Here is a 15286-nt window from a genome sequence, read left to right on the forward strand (position 1 = left end):
TGGAAGGCCCATTATGGTCAGAATGGGTCACCTTCAGAATATTTTTGGCGATATATCAACGGCAAGCGCGCAACGGACGATCCGTGGCCCGTCTTTGCTTTAAAAATGGCAATCTTTCTAGTCTGGTTCATGCAGGTTACATCATTGCTAGGATGACGGGCATGGTAGGTCAGGGCTCAAAGCCGCCATCTGAATCCCGCCCTCATCCCCCACTACCCCTTCACCGCCCCTGCCATGATCGCCCGCACGATCAGTCTTTGCAGCGCAAGGAACGCCGCCAGCGCGGGCACCACCGCGACGAGGCAAGCAGCGGCCAGCAGTTGCGTGGTGGAGGCCGAACTCGACCCTGCGAAATTATAGATCGCCACGGCAATAGGCAGTTGCCCGTCGCGGGTCAGCAAAATGAAGGGCACCAGAAACTGCGACCAGCCCATGATCATGTTGAGGATGAAGGCCGAGGCCAGCGCGGGTGCCGCCAAGGGCAGGGTGATCCGCATCAGGATGTCCGCGCGGTTGCAACCGTCGATGGCGGCGGCTTCCTCCAGCGCGGGCGGGATCGTGTCGAACCCCACCTTGATCAGCCAGACCGACAAAGGCACACCGATCGCCATATAGACCGCGATCACCGACAGATGGCTTTCCAGCATCCCCAGCCGGTCGAGATAGCGGTAAAGCGGGATGATCACGACCAAGGGCGAGATCATCTGCACCATCAGGATACCGACCATCAGCGGCCCCTTGCCGCGGAAAGTGAACCGTGACGCGGCATAGGCGGCAGGGGTCGCGACGATCACGGCCCCCAAAGCCCCCAGCGCGCAAAGCTTGACCGCGTTCCACAGATACGTGCCAAAGGCCCCGTCAGTTAGGATCTGGCGGAAATTGTCCAAGGTTGGGGCCTCGGGGATGAAACGTGCAGCGCCCAGATAAACCTCGGCCGGGGTGCGCAGCGACAGCGACACCAGCCACAGAAGCGGCATCAGGAACAGTGCGGCCAGCACGATCCCCGCCAGATACGTCAGCATGTCGCCAACGCGCGGGGTCATCGCGTGCCCTTCCGCATCAGCACGGCAAGATAGACCAGCGTCAGCATCATGCTGATCGCCAAGAGCAGAACCGCCAGCGCCGACCCGCCACCGAGATCGTAGCTATAGAACACGCGGTTGAAGATGTTGAGCGACAGGACCTCCGTCGCGCGGCCCGGCCCGCCGCCTGTCAGCGCAAGGATCGTGTCGAAAGTGTTCAACGTCTGGATCGTCACAAGGATCGTGTTCACCAAGATAGCACCCCGCATCTGCGGGATCGTGATGAACAGGAATTGCGCCGTGGGGCTGGCCCCGTCCACCGCTGCCGCCTCATAGAGCACCGGATCGACCGCACGGCGGGCGGCGTAAAACACGATCATCGAAAAGGCCGAGCCTTGCCAGACATTGGCGATCACCGCCGACAGCATGGCGTTGCCCGGGTCCGACAGCCACGCGACGGGGGCGAGCCCGATCAGGCGCAGCAGGGAATTGACCGCGCCGAACGGCGCCTCGGACAGCAGCATCTGCCAGATCAGCCCGTTGGCGATGCCGGGGATTACCCAAGCGGCCAGCACGATGGTCCGCAACAGGCCCATCCCCCACAGCCCCCGCCTGTCGCCGCGCACCAGCAAGAGCGCGATGGCCAACCCCATGGCTTGCAGGCTGACCACGCTCAGCAGCGTGAACAGCCCCGTATTGCGCAGGATCACAGGCAGGCTGTCATCGCCATAGGCGCTGGCATAGCCATCCAGCCCGTAGCCCGTGACCGGCCGCAACAGCGTCGCATCGCTGAAACTGAAACGGATCACATCCGCGACGGGGATCAGGAACACCCCGCCCAGCACCAGAAGGACAGGCGTGAACCACAGCCAGATGCGCCGGTCCCCCGTCATGGTTTACAGCCGTTCGTAGGCGGCATCGACCGCAGCGGCCGCGGCATCAAGCGCATCCTCGGGCGTGGCAGCGCCCGACAGCACATCACCCAGCAGGATCTGCAACTGGTTGCTGATCTCGGGATAGATCGCCGCACCGGGACGGGCGACACCGTTCACGAGCGCTTCGGCAAAGGCGTCGTATTCTGGCCCGTCGAACGTGTCATAGGCGTCATAAAGGCTCGCCGAGGTGGGCAGCAGCCCTTGGAACGCATTGCCTTCGGTGGCGTAGATTTCATAGGCCATGCGCGCGCAGATCTCGACCGCGGTCGGATCGTCGCTGAACGCGCCGATGGTCCAGCCGCCGGTGCCGGTCGCACGCTGGTCAGCAGTGGGGCCGGGCAGTTCGGACAATTCCCAGTTGGCGAATTGATCGGCGGGCAGGGTGCCGCGCAGCTGGGCAAATTGCCAGTTGCCGCCGATGAACATACCCGCGGTGCCTGCTGCAGCGGCGGCGTTGAATTCATCGTAGTTGATGATCGTCGTCACCCGCGAGGGCGCGGCACCGGAATCGACCAGCCCTTTGTAGTAATTGATCGCGGCCAGCATCTTGTCGCGGTTGTCGCCTTCGTTGAATACGGGCCGGCCTTCGGCATCGACCAGTTCACCGCCCTGCGCCCAGAATGTCGGCAACCAGTCGAATGCCGTGCCTTCCCAGCGGCCGCCGTTGAACAGCACGCCTTCGCGGCCCGCCGCGACAGTAGTCAGGGCGGCGGCTTGCAGGTCGTCCCAAGTGGCGGGGGCGTCCGGCACCAAGGACGTGTCACGGTACAGCACTTGAAGGCTGGTGAACCACCACCAGGCCAGCACATTGCCCTCGGCATCGGTCACGCCGTCGCGCACGAAGGGGAACAGATCGTCGATCTGGGCTTGCGTGAAATGGGCATTCATCGGCGATAGCACGCCTGCCGATTTGAACAGCCCCAGCTGAGAGCTGTCGATCATCGCGCAATCGGGGCCACGGCCCGCGCGCACCTGTTCCAGCATCCGCGCCTGTTCCTGTCCGATATTGTCGGTCTGCAGTTGCGTCTCGATCCTCCAGTCGGGGTAATCGGCCATCAGGGCGAGAAACTTCTGTTCGAAGAATTCGCGCGTCGCATCGTCCGATGAATAAAGATCAAAGGCCGTCAGGCGAAAGGTCATGACATTGGGCGCATCCGCCGGGCCGACACGGTCGCGCGTGATCAGGTCTTGCGGCAAAGCGGCAGAGGCGGTCAGCGCGAGGGCTGCGGACAACGGATAGGCAAGGGTGTGGCGCATAGGGTAACTCCTGTTGGTATTATTGTCAGGTCAGACGCTGGCCGGTCTGCGGGTCGAACAGATGGGCGCGGGTCATGTCGGGTTGCAGGCAGCCGGTCGCACCGGGGCGCAAATCAGGACGCGGATTAAGCCGGACCCAGACCGGCCCCAGCGCATCGGTCTGCCAGAGCGCCAGCGTTTCGGCACCCAAAGGTTCGAGCAGTTCCAACCGCGCGGGCAGGCCGGTGCTTGCCAGCCGCAGCGCCTCGGGCCGCAGGCCAAGCGTGACAGGGCCGCGATGGGGCGTGGCGGGGGCGGGCAGGCGCAACCCGTTGCCCAACGTCAGCGCGGTATCGGTCAGCACGCCATCGGCAAAGGTCATTGCAGGCGCGCCGATGAATTCCGCGACAAAGCGCGACACCGGTGTGTTGTAGATTTCCATCGGGGTGCCGATCTGCTCGATCCGGCCCGCGTTCATCACGACGACCCGGTCTGCCATCGTCATCGCCTCGGTCTGGTCATGGGTGACATAGATCGTGGTGGTGGGCACGCGGGCATGCATCCGCTTGATCTCGGTGCGCATGGTCAGGCGCAGGCGGGCGTCAAGATTGGAGAGCGGTTCGTCGAACAGAAACAGGCGGGGATTGCGCACGATGGCGCGGCCCATGGCGACGCGCTGCTTTTGGCCGCCGGACAGATCGCCCGGCATCCGGTGCATCAGATCGGTCAGTTCCAGCGCGCGCGCGGCCTCGGCCACGGCGGCCTTGGCCTCGGCGCGGGACACACCCCTGCGGCGCAAGCCAAAGGCGATGTTTTGCGCGACGGTCATATGCGGATAAAGCGCGTAGTTCTGGAATACCATCGCCACATCGCGCTGGGCCGCACCCTGGTCGTTGACCCGCTTGCCCGCAATTTCGATATCGCCAGAGGTCGCGGTTTCCAGCCCCGCAATCAGACGCAGCGTCGTGGATTTGCCACAGCCCGACGGGCCGACGAGCACCACAAATTCATCCGCTGCCATATCAAGGTTGATACCGGCAACGGCGGGCGGGCCGGAAGCAAACCTTTTGACCAGGTCGCGCAGGCGCAGCGTGGCCCCTTGGGGTGTCTTGTCGTGCATCGGCGCTGTTTGCGGCGCTTGGATCGTCACATTCATCACCCGAACATAGCCGTAACCCCTCCGAGGTCCATAGAATCCGTTAAATGAGAGACCAGCGCTTGCAATTCCACGCAACTGGCAGATATCTCAGCCAATGTCAGAACGCCCCGATCCCGATCCAGTTCCGCGCCGCAAGTTTTTTGGGGCGGCTTTGCGCGTGATTGTCACGCTCGCCATCCTTGCACTCCTGTGGCATCTGACCGATGGGCCGCAGGTTCTGGCGTTGTTGGCGCAGACCGAATGGCTCTGGCTGCTGGCCGCCTTGGCCACGGCGCACGGGCAGGTGCTGTTGTCCGCGCTGCGCTGGCGGCTGACGGCGGCGCAACTGGATCAACCGCTGCGCAGGCGCGATGCGATCGGGGAATATTACCTGTCGCAATTCGTCAATCTGGCGGTGCCTGGGGGTGTGCTGGGCGATGCGGGGCGCGCTGTGCGCCAACGCCATCAGGCGGGGATGCTGCGCGCGGCACAGGCTGTGGTGCTGGAACGGCTGGTCGGGCAGGTGGCGCTGTTCGCGGTGCTTTTCGGCGGGTTCGTCGTGGCCATCACCGTGCCGGGCGGTCTGGTGTGGCCGGGTTGGATCACCGAGGCGATCGGTTGGCTTGCGTTGTTGCTGGTGGGTCTTGTGGTGCTGGGGGCGATCCTTGCACGGGTGCCCGGCCCCGTGGCGCGTGCGACGGCGGGGTTTTTGACGGCGCTGCGTCTGGGACTGCTGGCGCGCGGGGTCTGGCCGCGTCAGGTGGGCCTCAGCATCGCGATTGTCGCCTGCAATCTGGCAAGTTTCGCGTTCTGCGCGTTTGCCACCGGCACCGACCTGCCTTTCGTCGCTGTGGTGACGATCCTGCCCCTGATCCTGACCTCGATGATGATCCCGCTGTCGGTGGGCGGCTGGGGCCTGCGCGAAGGGGCCGCCGCCGCGATCTGGCCTGTCGTGGGCGCGCAGGCCGAGGCGGGGATCGCGGCCAGCATCGCGTTCGGTCTGGTCATTCTTGTGGCAAGCCTGCCGGGTGTCTGGGTCCTGCTGGCGCAGCGCCGGCGTCCGGCTGTGTCCAGCGCGCCAGAATAGCCGCGCGCTCGCGCAGGACTGGGCCTGGGTCAAGCGTCTGCGGCGTGGCGAACAGCCAGCCCTGCGCAGGTTTCGCCGTCGCCGCGATCAGCAGGGGGGCGGCGATCATCGGGGCCAGCACCGGCAAGAGCCACAGCAGCACGCCGGTGGCATAGACCAGCGTGACCAGCACCCCGATACAGCCTGCCGACACGATCCAATGCGATGCCAGATAGGCCTCGCGCAGGGTCATGGCACCGCCGTCACGGTCTTGCGCGGGCCAACCGCCGTCGCGCCCGCGCATGATCTGGGCGATGGCGCGCAATTGATACATCAGCAGTACGGGTGTCAGCATCGACAGGATCAGCAGTTCCGCAGCGGCCGATGCGGTGCTGCGGACCACCCCGCCAAAAGCCCGGGTTCGCCCGCGCAGGATTGCGTCGCAAAGGTTCAGCAGCTTCGGCAGCACCAGAAGGACGATCACCCCGACCATCAGCCCCAACGCGATGGCAAAGTTGGTCTGGGTCACGACAGGCAGCGTCCAGGCATCCAGCCGGATGCGGACCGTGTCGGTCGCAAGCGCCTCTGTCAGCTTGCTGGTCAGCACGAAACCCATCCAGACCGGCGCCAGCAGATAGGCGAAAATGCCTTGTATGAAAACAAACCTGCTCCATCCCGAAAGTCCCTGCACGGTCACAAGGCGCATGTGTTGCAGATTGCCCTGACACCAGCGCCGGTCGCGTTTGGCGTGGTCGATCAGGGTTTCGGGAGTCTCTTCATAGCTGCCTTGCAGATCGGTATCGAGCCTGACCGTCCAGCCGCCGCGTGCCATCAAGGCGGCCTCGACGTAATCATGGCTCATGATCGGGCCGCCAAAAGGCGGCGGTCCGGGCAGGTCGGGCAGGCCGCAGCTTTGCGCGAAAGCACGGATGCGGATGATCGCGTTATGCCCCCAGAACGGACCGGTGCGCCCTTGCAGCCGCGCCAGCCCACGCGCAAAGACCGGCCCGTGAAACGCGGCGGCGAATTGCATCAGACGTGCGAAGCGCGACCGCGCGTTCACGACGACGGGCAGGGTCTGCAACAGCCCCAGTGCGGGATCGGCCTGCATCCGCAAGGCCATGTCCCGCATGGTGCGCCCTTCCATCATGCTGTCGGCATCCAGAACGATAGCGAAATCATAGGCCGCACCCGAACTGCGGATGAAATCGGCGATATTGCCTGCCTTGCGCCCCTCGTTGACGTCGCGCCTGCGATAAAAGATGCGGCCTTGCCCGCCGGTGTCCTGCACCAGCCGCAGGTACCAGTGGCGTTCGCGCGCGGCATGGGCATCGTCACGGGTGTCCGACAGGATGGCGAAGTCAAAGCCTGCACCATCCGTCACCTGCCGCAAGGACCTGTCCATAGCGGCGATGCGTGAAAACGTGGCGGCGGGGTCCTCGGCGAAGATGGGCACAAGCACCACGACGCGCGCTTTCAATGGTCCGGTCACGGGCAAAGGCGCGCGCGGCGCGGCGACAAGACCGACAATGGCAAGAGCGGCCCCCCATGCCAGCCAGAATGACGCCACCAGCACCAAAAACGCGCGAAAAAGGTCCAGTGCGGTGATGCCGCCGATTGTCCCGAAGACAAGGAACACGCCGCTGGCGGTCATCGCCGCGATGCCACATCCGGCAAGTACGACGAAACGCGCGATCATCGGAGGAGCGTCGCCGGACGCAGCCATCTAGAGCCCCGCGCGCTGCGCGATGGCACCCCAGAGCCGCCAGAGCAGGCCTGACCTGTCGGCAAGCCCCGCCGTCGTCAGGTCCTGCGGCGCAAAGGCCATCGGCGCATGCGGCAGCGCACCCTGCGTTTTGCCGTCGGCGTCTGCCGGGACGCCAGGCAGATCACGTCCGCGATGATGCGGCGTCCTGTCCTCATACGGCGACAATCTGGCAGGCGGCTGCGCCATGGCATTCCTTGCGTTCGTCGCGCGACTGGTGTGGCCGCGCAATCTGTGCGTCCGATATCGGCGGCACGGTTGCGGTTGTGGTGGTGCGCAGGTCCAAGAGTCAGGCCTGCACCGCCATCCGATGTCAGATAGTCCTGCGATTTTGTTTGGCCAGTCCTGCGCGGATGGCAATTTCGTGTGTGACGGGTCGCAAACAGGACACCCCGGTCCTACCGGGCAGGATACCGTCGGCACGGAACGCGATCAAAGGATGGAGCCTCTTGTCCGACGCCATGCCATCGACAGCCGCAGTGGCAATACCGGCGTACCGGCAAGGTGTTCTGCTGGTCTTTGCGGCAGGCGTGCTCTGGTCCACGGTCGGCCTTGGCGTGCGGCTGATCGAGGATGCGCTGGTCTGGCAGATTCTGCTTTATCGTTCGGTCAGCCTGTCGGTTTTTCTATATCTCGTCATCCGGCTGCGCAGCGGGCAGGGCGTCTTGGCGCAGGTCCGGCGAAGCGGGCGCGCGGGGGTGGTGGCGGGGCTGGCGCTGGTCGCGGCCTATGCAGGCGGGATCTATGCGATCCAGGCCACATCGGTCGCCAATGCGATGCTGCTGTTTGCCACGGCACCGTTCATGGCCGCCGTGCTGGGGCGCGTCCTGCTGGGCGAACCCGTGCGCCGGGCGACTTTGATCGCGATCGGCCTGGCGCTTGCGGGGATCGCGGTGATGGTCGCGGACCAGTCGGGCGGCGTGACGTTGCATGGATCGCTCGCTGCCTTGGCCTCGGCGCTGGGTTTTGCCGTTTTCACCGTCGCGCTGCGCTGGGGCAGGGCGTCCGAGATGCTGCCGGCGGTGTTCCTGTCGGGTCTGTTCGGCATCGGTGTCACGCTGGCGATCTGCCTGTGGTTGGGCCTGCCGCTGGTGTTGTCGCCACGCGACGGTGGTATCTCGATGGGCATGGGCGTGTTTCAGGTCGGCGCCGGGTTGATCCTCTACACGCTCGGCTCGAAAAGCCTGCCCGCCGCAGAGCTTGCATTGCTGTCATTGGCCGAAGTGTTGCTTGGCCCGTTCTGGGTCTGGGTGTTTCTGGGCGAGGCGGCGGGGGTCAATACGCTGATCGGCGGGGCCATTCTGCTGGGGGCGATCGCGGGCAACGCGCTGTCCGGCAAAAGGCGCAAGCCGCCGCTGCGCGTAGCGCCCTGACGCGCGGCCGCCGGAACCTTTGCCTTTCCGAAACACTATGTTAGCGTGGCGGCTTGCCAAGCGCACTGCGCGCCGCGCGACCGGAAAGTTTCGGGGGAAAGGATTCATGTCCACACTCAAATCGATCTGGCGGACAGGTGGTGCCGTGCTGGACACGGCCGGGGAAAAGAACCTTGGCCTGATCGCGGCGGGGGTCGCCTTTTTCGGGATGTTCGGGATCTTTCCGGGGCTGGCCGCGATCATCGCGATCTTCGGGCTGATGGCGGACCCCGTGGTCATTGCCGATCAGTTGACGCTGATGCAGGACATTATCCCCGACGATGCCTATCGCTTGCTGGAGACCCAGATCAACGGGCTGGTCGATGCGCCATCACAGGCCTTGGGATGGGCCACGTTCGTGTCGATCCTCGTGGCGCTCTGGTCGTGCCGGGCGGCTGTCGGCGCGTTGATCGGCGGGCTCAACGCCATCGCGGGGCAAAAGCAGCGCAGCAGCCTGCGGCAGGTGGTCGTGGCCTTCAGTCTGACCATCGCGCTGGTGTTTCTCGCGATCATTGCCGTGAATGTCGTTGTCGTCCTGCCGATCGTGATGGCGTTTCTGCCGATCCCGACTGGCACCGCCTGGCTGCTGGAAGGTCTGCGCTGGGTCGTGGCACTGGGCGTGCTGCTGACGGCGCTGGGGCTGCTTTACCGCTTTGGTCCGGTCCGGATCGAAAGCCGCGGGCGCTGGGTCACGGTGGGCGCGCTGGTCGTGATCGTCTTGTGGATCGCGGCCTCGGCGGGGCTGTCGTTCTACCTGACGAATTTCGCAAGCTACAACGAGGTCTACGGCTCGATCGGGGCGGTGATCGGCATGATGCTGTGGCTTTATGTCAGCGCCTATCTGATCCTGCTCGGGGCGGCGCTGAACATGCATGTGCATGGCAGACGCGCCCGCGCGCCCGAGGCCGCCTAGCGGTCCGGGCCCTTGCGGGCCTCGGTGCCTCCGGCGGGGATATTTTTACTCGGAAGATGGTGTCAGGTGACAGCCGCCTTTTGCCGGAATTCCGCCCTGTCCCAGAGCTTGTCGGTCATCACCTTGGTGATGATCTCGACCGCGCGGGCCACGTCGCCTGCGTCGATGAAAAGCGGGGTAAAGCCAAAGCGCATGATGTCGGGCGCGCGGAAATCGCCGACCACGCCTTGCGCGATACAGGCCTGCATCGCGGCATAGCCGTCGGCGAAACGGAACGACACCTGCGATCCGCGCTGCGCGGGGTCGCGCGGGCTGGCCAGCGTCAGCATGGGGCAGGTGGCTTCTATGCCTGCGATGAACTGGTCTGTCAGCGCGATGGAGGCTGTGCGGATGTCGTGCAGATCGACCTGGTCCCAGATGTCGAGCGAGGCATCAAGGGCTGCGAGTTGCAGCACCGGCGGCGTGCCGACGCGCATCCGTTCGATCCCCGTGCCGGGGCGGTAGCCGGGTTCGAAGGCGAAAGGGGCGGCATGGCCGAGCCAGCCCGACAGCGCAGGCTGGCAGCGGTCGATATGGCGGGGGGCGACATAGATGAACGCGGGCGCGCCCGGTCCGCCATTGAGGTATTTATAGGTGCAGCCCACCGCGAAATCGGCGCCGCAGCCTGCCACATCGACGGGCAGCGCGCCTGCGGAATGGGCAAGGTCCCAGATCGTGATGGCACCTGCGTCATGGGCCTTTTGCGTCAGGGCGGCCATGTCATGCATCTGCCCCGTGCGGTAATCGACCTGCGTCAGCATCAGCACGGCAAGATCATTGTCGATGTGATCCGCCACATCCTCGGGGGCGACTACACGCAATTCATAGCCGCGGTCCAGCGACCGGATCAGCCCTTCGGCCATGTAGATGTCGGAGGGGAAATTGCCGCTGTCGGTCAGGATCACCCGCCTGTCAGGCACCAGATCAAGGGCGGCTGCCAGCGCCTGATAGACCTTGACCGACAGCGTATCGCCCAGAACCGTATGCCCCGGTTCCGCCCCGATCAGCCGCCCGATCCGGTCGGCATAGGTGGTGGGCTGCGCCATCCAGCCCGCGCGGTTCCAGCCGGTGATCACCATCTCGCCCCATTCGCGGGTCACACAATCAGCGATCCGTGCGGCGGCGGCGCGCGGCAATGGCCCCAGCGAATTGCCATCCAGATAGATCATGTCGGCGGGCATCTGGAACATCGCCTTGGTCCGGGAAAAATCGCGAATGAAACTGGTTGTCATACCTGGCCTCCTGAAATCTGGATCGTTTGCCCGTTCACGCTGCGCGCGCCATCCGAACACAGCCACATGGCGGCGGCGGTGGTCTCGTCCACTTCGAGCAGGCGGCGGTGGCGGTTGCCTTTGGCGATCAGGTCGACAGCGCCCGCCTCGTCCACGTCAAAGCTTTTCATCAGGCTGGGCAACTGGTTCTGCACGATGGCCGTATCCACATAGCCGGGGCAGAGCGCGTTGAAGGTGACAGGGCTGCGCATGTATTCCTCGGACAATCCACGGATCAGGCCGATCACGCCGTGTTTGCTGACCGTATAGGGCACCGCGTTCTTGAGGCCCCGCACGCCCGCGATTGAGGAGACGACGATCATCCGCGCGGGCATGTCGGGCGGCAGACTGGCCAGCGCCGCCTGAAAGGTCAGGAACACACCGTCGAGGTTTGTGGCCATCGTCTTGCGCCAAGCGGCAAGCGAGGTTTTCGCGAAAGGTCCGCCTTCGGCAATCCCCGCATTGGCCACGCAAATCTGCACGGGGCCGCGTGCGGCGGCGGCATTGGCGATGCCGTCACGTACGGAGGATTCGTCATCCACATCCATCACCAGCGCATGCAGGCGGGGGTGGGTTGCGGCGACCTCTGCCAGTCTCGCGCCATTGCGGCCTGTGATCGTGACCTCTGCGCCTGCCTCGGCCAAGGCCAGTGCGATGCCTTTGCCGATGCCCGTCGCGCCGCCTGTCACCAGCGCGTGTTTGCCTGCATGTTCCATGATGACTCCCCCGTAGTTGCGCCTATGCTACCTGCACGGCGGGCATGGACAAGGGCAAAGCGGCGGGTCACAACGTCAGCTATGAAATGGATCGACATTCCTCCTGTCTGGCTTGTGCTGGCGCTTGTCATGGCGTGGCAGATCAGCGTGCTGCAGCCGCAGGTGCTGGCCATCAGCCATCCGGCGCTGGACTTGCTGGGCGGCCTGCTGGTGGGCGCTGGTCTGGTGCTGATGCTGCTGGCCGTGGCCGAGATGCGCAAGCGCAAGACCACGGTGATCCCGCATATGGAAGCGGACGCCTTGGTCACGACGGGGGTGTTTTCACGCAGCCGCAATCCGATCTATCTGGGCGATGCGCTGATCCTTGCGGGGCTGGCCCTGCGCTGGGATGCGCCTGTCGCGCTGCTGCTGGTGGCCTTGTTCGTGGCGACGATCACGCAACGGTTCATCGTGCCCGAGGAAAACCGCCTGCGCCGCAAGTTCCGCGCCGATTTTGCGCGCTACTGCGAAAAGACCCGCCGCTGGCTGTGACTGTTAGCGCACGACAGGAACGGACTTTGCAGCCCTTCCCTTGTGAAACAATCTTTCGCGCGCTAAGTCGGATTTGACTGCTGACACAAATATGGGGGATGGTCCGTGAAAATCGGCACACCAAAAGAGATATTTGCCGGCGAAGACCGCGTTGCCATGACGCCTGCTTCGGCGAAAGACCTGCAAAAACTGGGCTATGACTGCGTGATCGAAACCGGGGCCGGTGTGGCTGCGGGCTTCACCGATCAATCCTACAAGGAGGCCGGGGTCGAGGTCGTCAAGACCGCTGCCGCCCTCTACAAGGCCGCCGATATCATCGCCAAGGTCCGCCCCCCCGAGGATGTCGAGGTCAAGCGCCTGCGTGAAGGCCAGACGCTGATTTCCTTCTTCTATCCCGCGCAGAACAAGGATTTGATGGAGGCCGCCAACGCCAAGGGTGCGACCGTCATCGCGATGGATATGGTGCCGCGCATCAGCCGCGCGCAGAAAATGGATGCGCTGTCGTCGATGGCCAATATCGCGGGCTATCGCGCCGTGATCGAGGCGGGCAACAATTTCGGCCGCTTCTTCACTGGCCAGATCACCGCCGCAGGCAAGGTGCCGCCCGCCAAGGTGCTGGTCGTAGGCGCGGGTGTCGCAGGCTTGGCCGCGATCGGGACGGCCACGAGCCTAGGTGCGATCACCTATGCTTTCGACGTGCGTCCCGAAGTCGCCGAACAGGTCGAATCGATGGGTGCACAATTCGTGTTCCTCGATTTCGAGGAAGAACAGCAGGATGGCGCCAAAACGGGCGGCTATGCCTCTGTCTCCAGCCCCGAATTCGCGGCGGCCCAACTGGCCAAGTTCCGCGAAATCGCGCCTGATATGGATATCGTCATCACCACGGCGCTGATCCCCGGCCGTGATGCGCCGGAGCTGTGGACGCCCGACATGGTTGCCTCGATGAAGCCCGGTTCGGTCATCATCGACCTTGCCGCCGAACGCGGCGGCAACTGCAAGCTGACGGTCAAGGACGAACGGATCGTCACCGACAATGGTGTCATCATCATCGGCTATACTGATTATCCCAGCCGGATGGCGGCACAGGCCTCGACGCTTTATGCCACCAACATCCGCCATATGATGACCGACCTGACACCCGGCAAAGACGGTGTGCCAGTGCACAACATGGAGGACGACGTGATCCGGGGTGCCACGGCGACCCATGCGGGCGCGATCACCTTCCCGCCGCCGCCGCCCAAGATCAACGCCATCGCGCAGGTCGCCAAAAAGAACCAGCCCAAGGAATTGACGGCGGACGAAAAGCGCGCCAAGGAAACCGCCGATTTCAAGACGCAGACCCGCAATCAGGTCACGCTGCTGGTCGTGGGTGCGGTGCTGCTGCTGGGTGTCGGTCTGGTGGCCCCCGCCAGCTTCATGCAGCATTTCATCGTCTTCGTGCTGGCGGTCTTTGTTGGGTTTCAGGTCATCTGGGGTGTGGCCCACAGCCTGCACACGCCGCTGATGGCGGTGACGAACGCGATTTCCTCGATCATCATTCTGGGTGCGCTGACGCAGATCGGGTCGGGGTCGTGGCTGGTCGTGTTCCTTGCGGCATTGGCGGTCTTCATGACCGGCATCAATATTTTCGGCGGCTTTCTGGTCACACGGCGCATGCTTGCCATGTTCCAGAAGTCGTAAAGGGGTAAAGAGCAATGGAATACGGTTTCACAACAGCGGCCTACGTCGTCGCGGCAATTCTCTTTATCCTCAGCCTCGGCGGTCTGTCCGGGCAGGAAAGCGCCAAGCGCGCGGTCTGGTATGGCATGGCGGGCATGGCGCTCGCGGTATCGGCCACCTTGTTCGGCCCCGGTGCGGGGCTCTGGTTTCTGTCGCTGATCCTGATCGCGGGTGGTGGGGTCATCGGCTATCAATTGGCGACCAAGGTGCAGATGACGCAGATGCCCGAACTGGTCGCGGCGATGCACAGTCTTGTCGGTCTGGCCGCCGTGCTGGTGGGGTTCATCGCGCATTTCGAGATTGTGCGCGTGGCAGCACTGATTGCCGAATTCTCGGCCCTTGGCGGCTTTCCGCCAGAAGCATTTGTCTGGCCTGCCGCAGGCATGGTCTTCGAGAATCCCCGCGCGGCGGAGTTGGCTACTCAACTGCGCAATCTAGGCTCGTTTGCGTCGCTGATAGCACAAAAAACCGTGGTCGAGATCAATATCCTGCGGGTCGAATTGTTCCTTGGTATCTTCATCGGGGCCATCACCTTTACCGGATCGGTCATCGCCTATGGCAAGCTCGCGGGCAAGGTGAACACCGCCGCTGCGAAACTGCCCGGCGGGCATATGCTCAACGCCGGCGCCGCTGCGGTTTCGGTGCTCTGCCTGATCTGGTATTTCAACACCGGCGGTTTCTTCCCGCTGTTCCTGATGACGCTGGCCGCACTTTTCATCGGCTATCACCTCATCATGGGGATCGGCGGGGCGGATATGCCTGTCGTCGTGTCGATGCTGAACAGCTATTCGGGCTGGGCTGCAGCGGCGATCGGGTTCAGCCTTGGCAATGATCTGTTGATCGTGGTCGGCGCGCTGGTCGGCTCCTCCGGTGCGATCCTGTCCTACATCATGTGCAAGGCGATGAACCGCAGCTTTGTATCGGTGATCTTGGGTGGCTTCGGCGGGCCGCAGGGGGAACAGATGGCGGTCGAGGGCGAACAGATCGCCATCGACAGCGATGGTGTCGCGACGGCCTTGAACGAGGCCGACAGCATCATCATCATCCCCGGTTACGGCATGGCCGTGGCACAGGCGCAATCGGCGGTCGCGGAACTGACCCGCAAATTGCGCGCCAAGGGCAAGAATGTCCGTTTCGCCATTCACCCCGTCGCGGGCCGTTTGCCGGGCCACATGAACGTGCTGCTGGCCGAGGCCAAGGTGCCCTATGACATCGTGATGGAGATGGACGAGATCAACGATGATTTCCCCTCGACCGACGTGGCCATCGTGATCGGGTCCAATGACATCGTGAACCCTGCCGCCCAAGACGACCCCAACAGCCCCATCGCCGGGATGCCGGTGCTGGAATGCTGGAAGGCCAAACAGGTGTTCGTGTCCAAGCGCGGGCAGGGGACCGGCTATTCCGGCATCGAGAACCCGCTGTTCTACAAGGAAAACACGCGGATGTTCTATGGCGACGCAAAAAAGTCGCTGGACGAACTGCTGCCCAAGATTGATTGATTTTGATGCGCTGAAAAGAAG

At 63.9% G+C, this 15286-nt stretch carries 14 protein-coding genes; 6 read left to right on the plus strand and 8 right to left on the minus strand.

Translation table 11 applies throughout. The annotated features are described in order from the left end of the window. Positions 1-212: 212 nt before the first annotated feature. The 4 genes from H147_RS0112485 to H147_RS0112500 are packed head-to-tail and all read right to left on the minus strand — an operon-like array spanning position 213 to position 4349. Positions 213-1043 carry a carbohydrate ABC transporter permease gene (locus tag H147_RS0112485; RefSeq protein WP_019955708.1) on the minus strand — a complete coding sequence of 277 codons (831 nt, stop codon included), beginning with the start codon at positions 1041-1043 and terminating at the stop codon, positions 213-215. Next, a complete protein-coding gene (locus H147_RS0112490; protein ID WP_019955709.1) occupies positions 1040-1915 on the minus strand; it encodes a carbohydrate ABC transporter permease in 876 nt (291 codons plus the stop codon). The genes H147_RS0112485 and H147_RS0112490 overlap by 4 nt, the downstream gene beginning before the upstream one ends. Before the next feature lie 3 nt (positions 1916-1918). Beyond that, positions 1919-3214, minus strand: coding sequence for an extracellular solute-binding protein (locus H147_RS0112495; protein WP_019955710.1), 1296 nt, complete (start codon positions 3212-3214; stop codon positions 1919-1921). A gap of 25 nt (positions 3215-3239) precedes the next feature. Then, positions 3240-4349, minus strand: a complete 1110-nt coding sequence (locus H147_RS0112500) for an ABC transporter ATP-binding protein (RefSeq protein ID WP_019955711.1) — start codon at positions 4347-4349, stop codon at positions 3240-3242. A 97-nt stretch (positions 4350-4446) separates the two neighbouring features. Between H147_RS0112500 and H147_RS0112505 the strand changes: the two genes are divergently transcribed. Next, positions 4447-5418: a lysylphosphatidylglycerol synthase transmembrane domain-containing protein gene (locus H147_RS0112505; RefSeq protein WP_019955712.1), complete on the plus strand. Its 972-nt coding sequence runs from the start codon at positions 4447-4449 to the stop codon at positions 5416-5418. Here the strand turns inward: H147_RS0112505 and mdoH are convergent. After that, positions 5336-7123 carry a glucans biosynthesis glucosyltransferase MdoH gene (gene mdoH, locus H147_RS0112510; RefSeq protein ID WP_051108209.1) on the minus strand — a complete coding sequence of 596 codons (1788 nt, stop codon included), beginning with the start codon at positions 7121-7123 and terminating at the stop codon, positions 5336-5338. The genes H147_RS0112505 and mdoH overlap by 83 nt on opposite strands. Continuing rightward, entirely contained in the window at positions 7124-7351 is a 228-nt protein-coding gene (locus H147_RS0112515) for a hypothetical protein (protein WP_019955714.1), read from the minus strand. Positions 7352-7623: 272 nt separating this feature from the next. Between H147_RS0112515 and H147_RS0112520 the strand changes: the two genes are divergently transcribed. Together H147_RS0112520 and H147_RS0112525 are read left to right on the plus strand one after the other, a co-directional pair. Further along, positions 7624-8535: a DMT family transporter gene (locus H147_RS0112520; protein ID WP_019955715.1), complete on the plus strand. Its 912-nt coding sequence runs from the start codon at positions 7624-7626 to the stop codon at positions 8533-8535. 106 nt (positions 8536-8641) lie between these two features. Beyond that, the gene (locus tag H147_RS0112525; RefSeq protein ID WP_019955716.1) at positions 8642-9487 is read left to right on the plus strand and encodes a YihY/virulence factor BrkB family protein; all 846 of its coding nucleotides are present in this window, start codon (positions 8642-8644) and stop codon (positions 9485-9487) included. 62 nt (positions 9488-9549) lie between these two features. Here H147_RS0112525 and kynU read toward each other — a convergent pair whose 3' ends face one another. Further along, positions 9550-10758, minus strand: a complete 1209-nt coding sequence (kynU, locus tag H147_RS0112530) for a kynureninase (protein WP_019955717.1) — start codon at positions 10756-10758, stop codon at positions 9550-9552. Next, the gene (locus H147_RS0112535) at positions 10755-11513 is read right to left on the minus strand and encodes an SDR family NAD(P)-dependent oxidoreductase (RefSeq protein ID WP_019955718.1); all 759 of its coding nucleotides are present in this window, start codon (positions 11511-11513) and stop codon (positions 10755-10757) included. Before H147_RS0112535 ends, kynU begins: the two co-directional genes overlap by 4 nt. An 81-nt stretch (positions 11514-11594) precedes the next feature. On the opposite strand from H147_RS0112535, the gene H147_RS0112540 reads away from it, so the two are divergent. The 3 genes from H147_RS0112540 to H147_RS0112550 all read left to right on the plus strand — a co-directional run bounded on the left by H147_RS0112540 (position 11595) and on the right by H147_RS0112550 (position 15265). Continuing rightward, positions 11595-12044, plus strand: coding sequence for a methyltransferase family protein (locus H147_RS0112540; protein ID WP_019955719.1), 450 nt, complete (start codon positions 11595-11597; stop codon positions 12042-12044). Positions 12045-12149: 105 nt separating this feature from the next. Beyond that, positions 12150-13724 (plus strand): Re/Si-specific NAD(P)(+) transhydrogenase subunit alpha, encoded by a 1575-nt coding sequence (locus tag H147_RS0112545; RefSeq protein WP_019955720.1) that lies wholly within the window; start codon positions 12150-12152, stop codon positions 13722-13724. 14 nt (positions 13725-13738) lie between these two features. Next, positions 13739-15265: an NAD(P)(+) transhydrogenase (Re/Si-specific) subunit beta gene (locus tag H147_RS0112550; protein WP_019955721.1), complete on the plus strand. Its 1527-nt coding sequence runs from the start codon at positions 13739-13741 to the stop codon at positions 15263-15265. Positions 15266-15286 lie beyond the last annotated feature (21 nt).

Source organism: Yoonia vestfoldensis DSM 16212, assembly GCF_000382265.1.
GTDB classification, from domain to species: domain Bacteria; phylum Pseudomonadota; class Alphaproteobacteria; order Rhodobacterales; family Rhodobacteraceae; genus Yoonia; species Yoonia vestfoldensis.

Bases quoted from the DNA above. Each gene is read 5' to 3' on its own strand.
- kynU (WP_019955717.1), bottom strand. From the start codon at position 10,758: ATGACAACCAGTTTCATTCGCGATTTTTCCCGGACCAAGGCGATGTTC.
- H147_RS0112535 (WP_019955718.1), bottom strand. From the start codon at position 11,513: ATGGAACATGCAGGCAAACACGCGCTGGTGACAGGCGGCGCGACGGGC.
- H147_RS0112550 (WP_019955721.1), top strand. From the start codon at position 13,739: ATGGAATACGGTTTCACAACAGCGGCCTACGTCGTCGCGGCAATTCTC.
- H147_RS0112500 (WP_019955711.1), bottom strand. From the start codon at position 4,349: ATGAATGTGACGATCCAAGCGCCGCAAACAGCGCCGATGCACGACAAG.
- H147_RS0112515 (WP_019955714.1), bottom strand. From the start codon at position 7,351: ATGGCGCAGCCGCCTGCCAGATTGTCGCCGTATGAGGACAGGACGCCG.
- mdoH (WP_051108209.1), bottom strand. From the start codon at position 7,123: ATGGCTGCGTCCGGCGACGCTCCTCCGATGATCGCGCGTTTCGTCGTA.
- H147_RS0112525 (WP_019955716.1), top strand. From the start codon at position 8,642: ATGTCCACACTCAAATCGATCTGGCGGACAGGTGGTGCCGTGCTGGAC.
- H147_RS0112495 (WP_019955710.1), bottom strand. From the start codon at position 3,214: ATGCGCCACACCCTTGCCTATCCGTTGTCCGCAGCCCTCGCGCTGACC.
- H147_RS0112520 (WP_019955715.1), top strand. From the start codon at position 7,624: ATGCCATCGACAGCCGCAGTGGCAATACCGGCGTACCGGCAAGGTGTT.
- H147_RS0112540 (WP_019955719.1), top strand. From the start codon at position 11,595: ATGAAATGGATCGACATTCCTCCTGTCTGGCTTGTGCTGGCGCTTGTC.
- H147_RS0112505 (WP_019955712.1), top strand. From the start codon at position 4,447: ATGTCAGAACGCCCCGATCCCGATCCAGTTCCGCGCCGCAAGTTTTTT.
- H147_RS0112485 (WP_019955708.1), bottom strand. From the start codon at position 1,043: ATGACCCCGCGCGTTGGCGACATGCTGACGTATCTGGCGGGGATCGTG.
- H147_RS0112490 (WP_019955709.1), bottom strand. From the start codon at position 1,915: ATGACGGGGGACCGGCGCATCTGGCTGTGGTTCACGCCTGTCCTTCTG.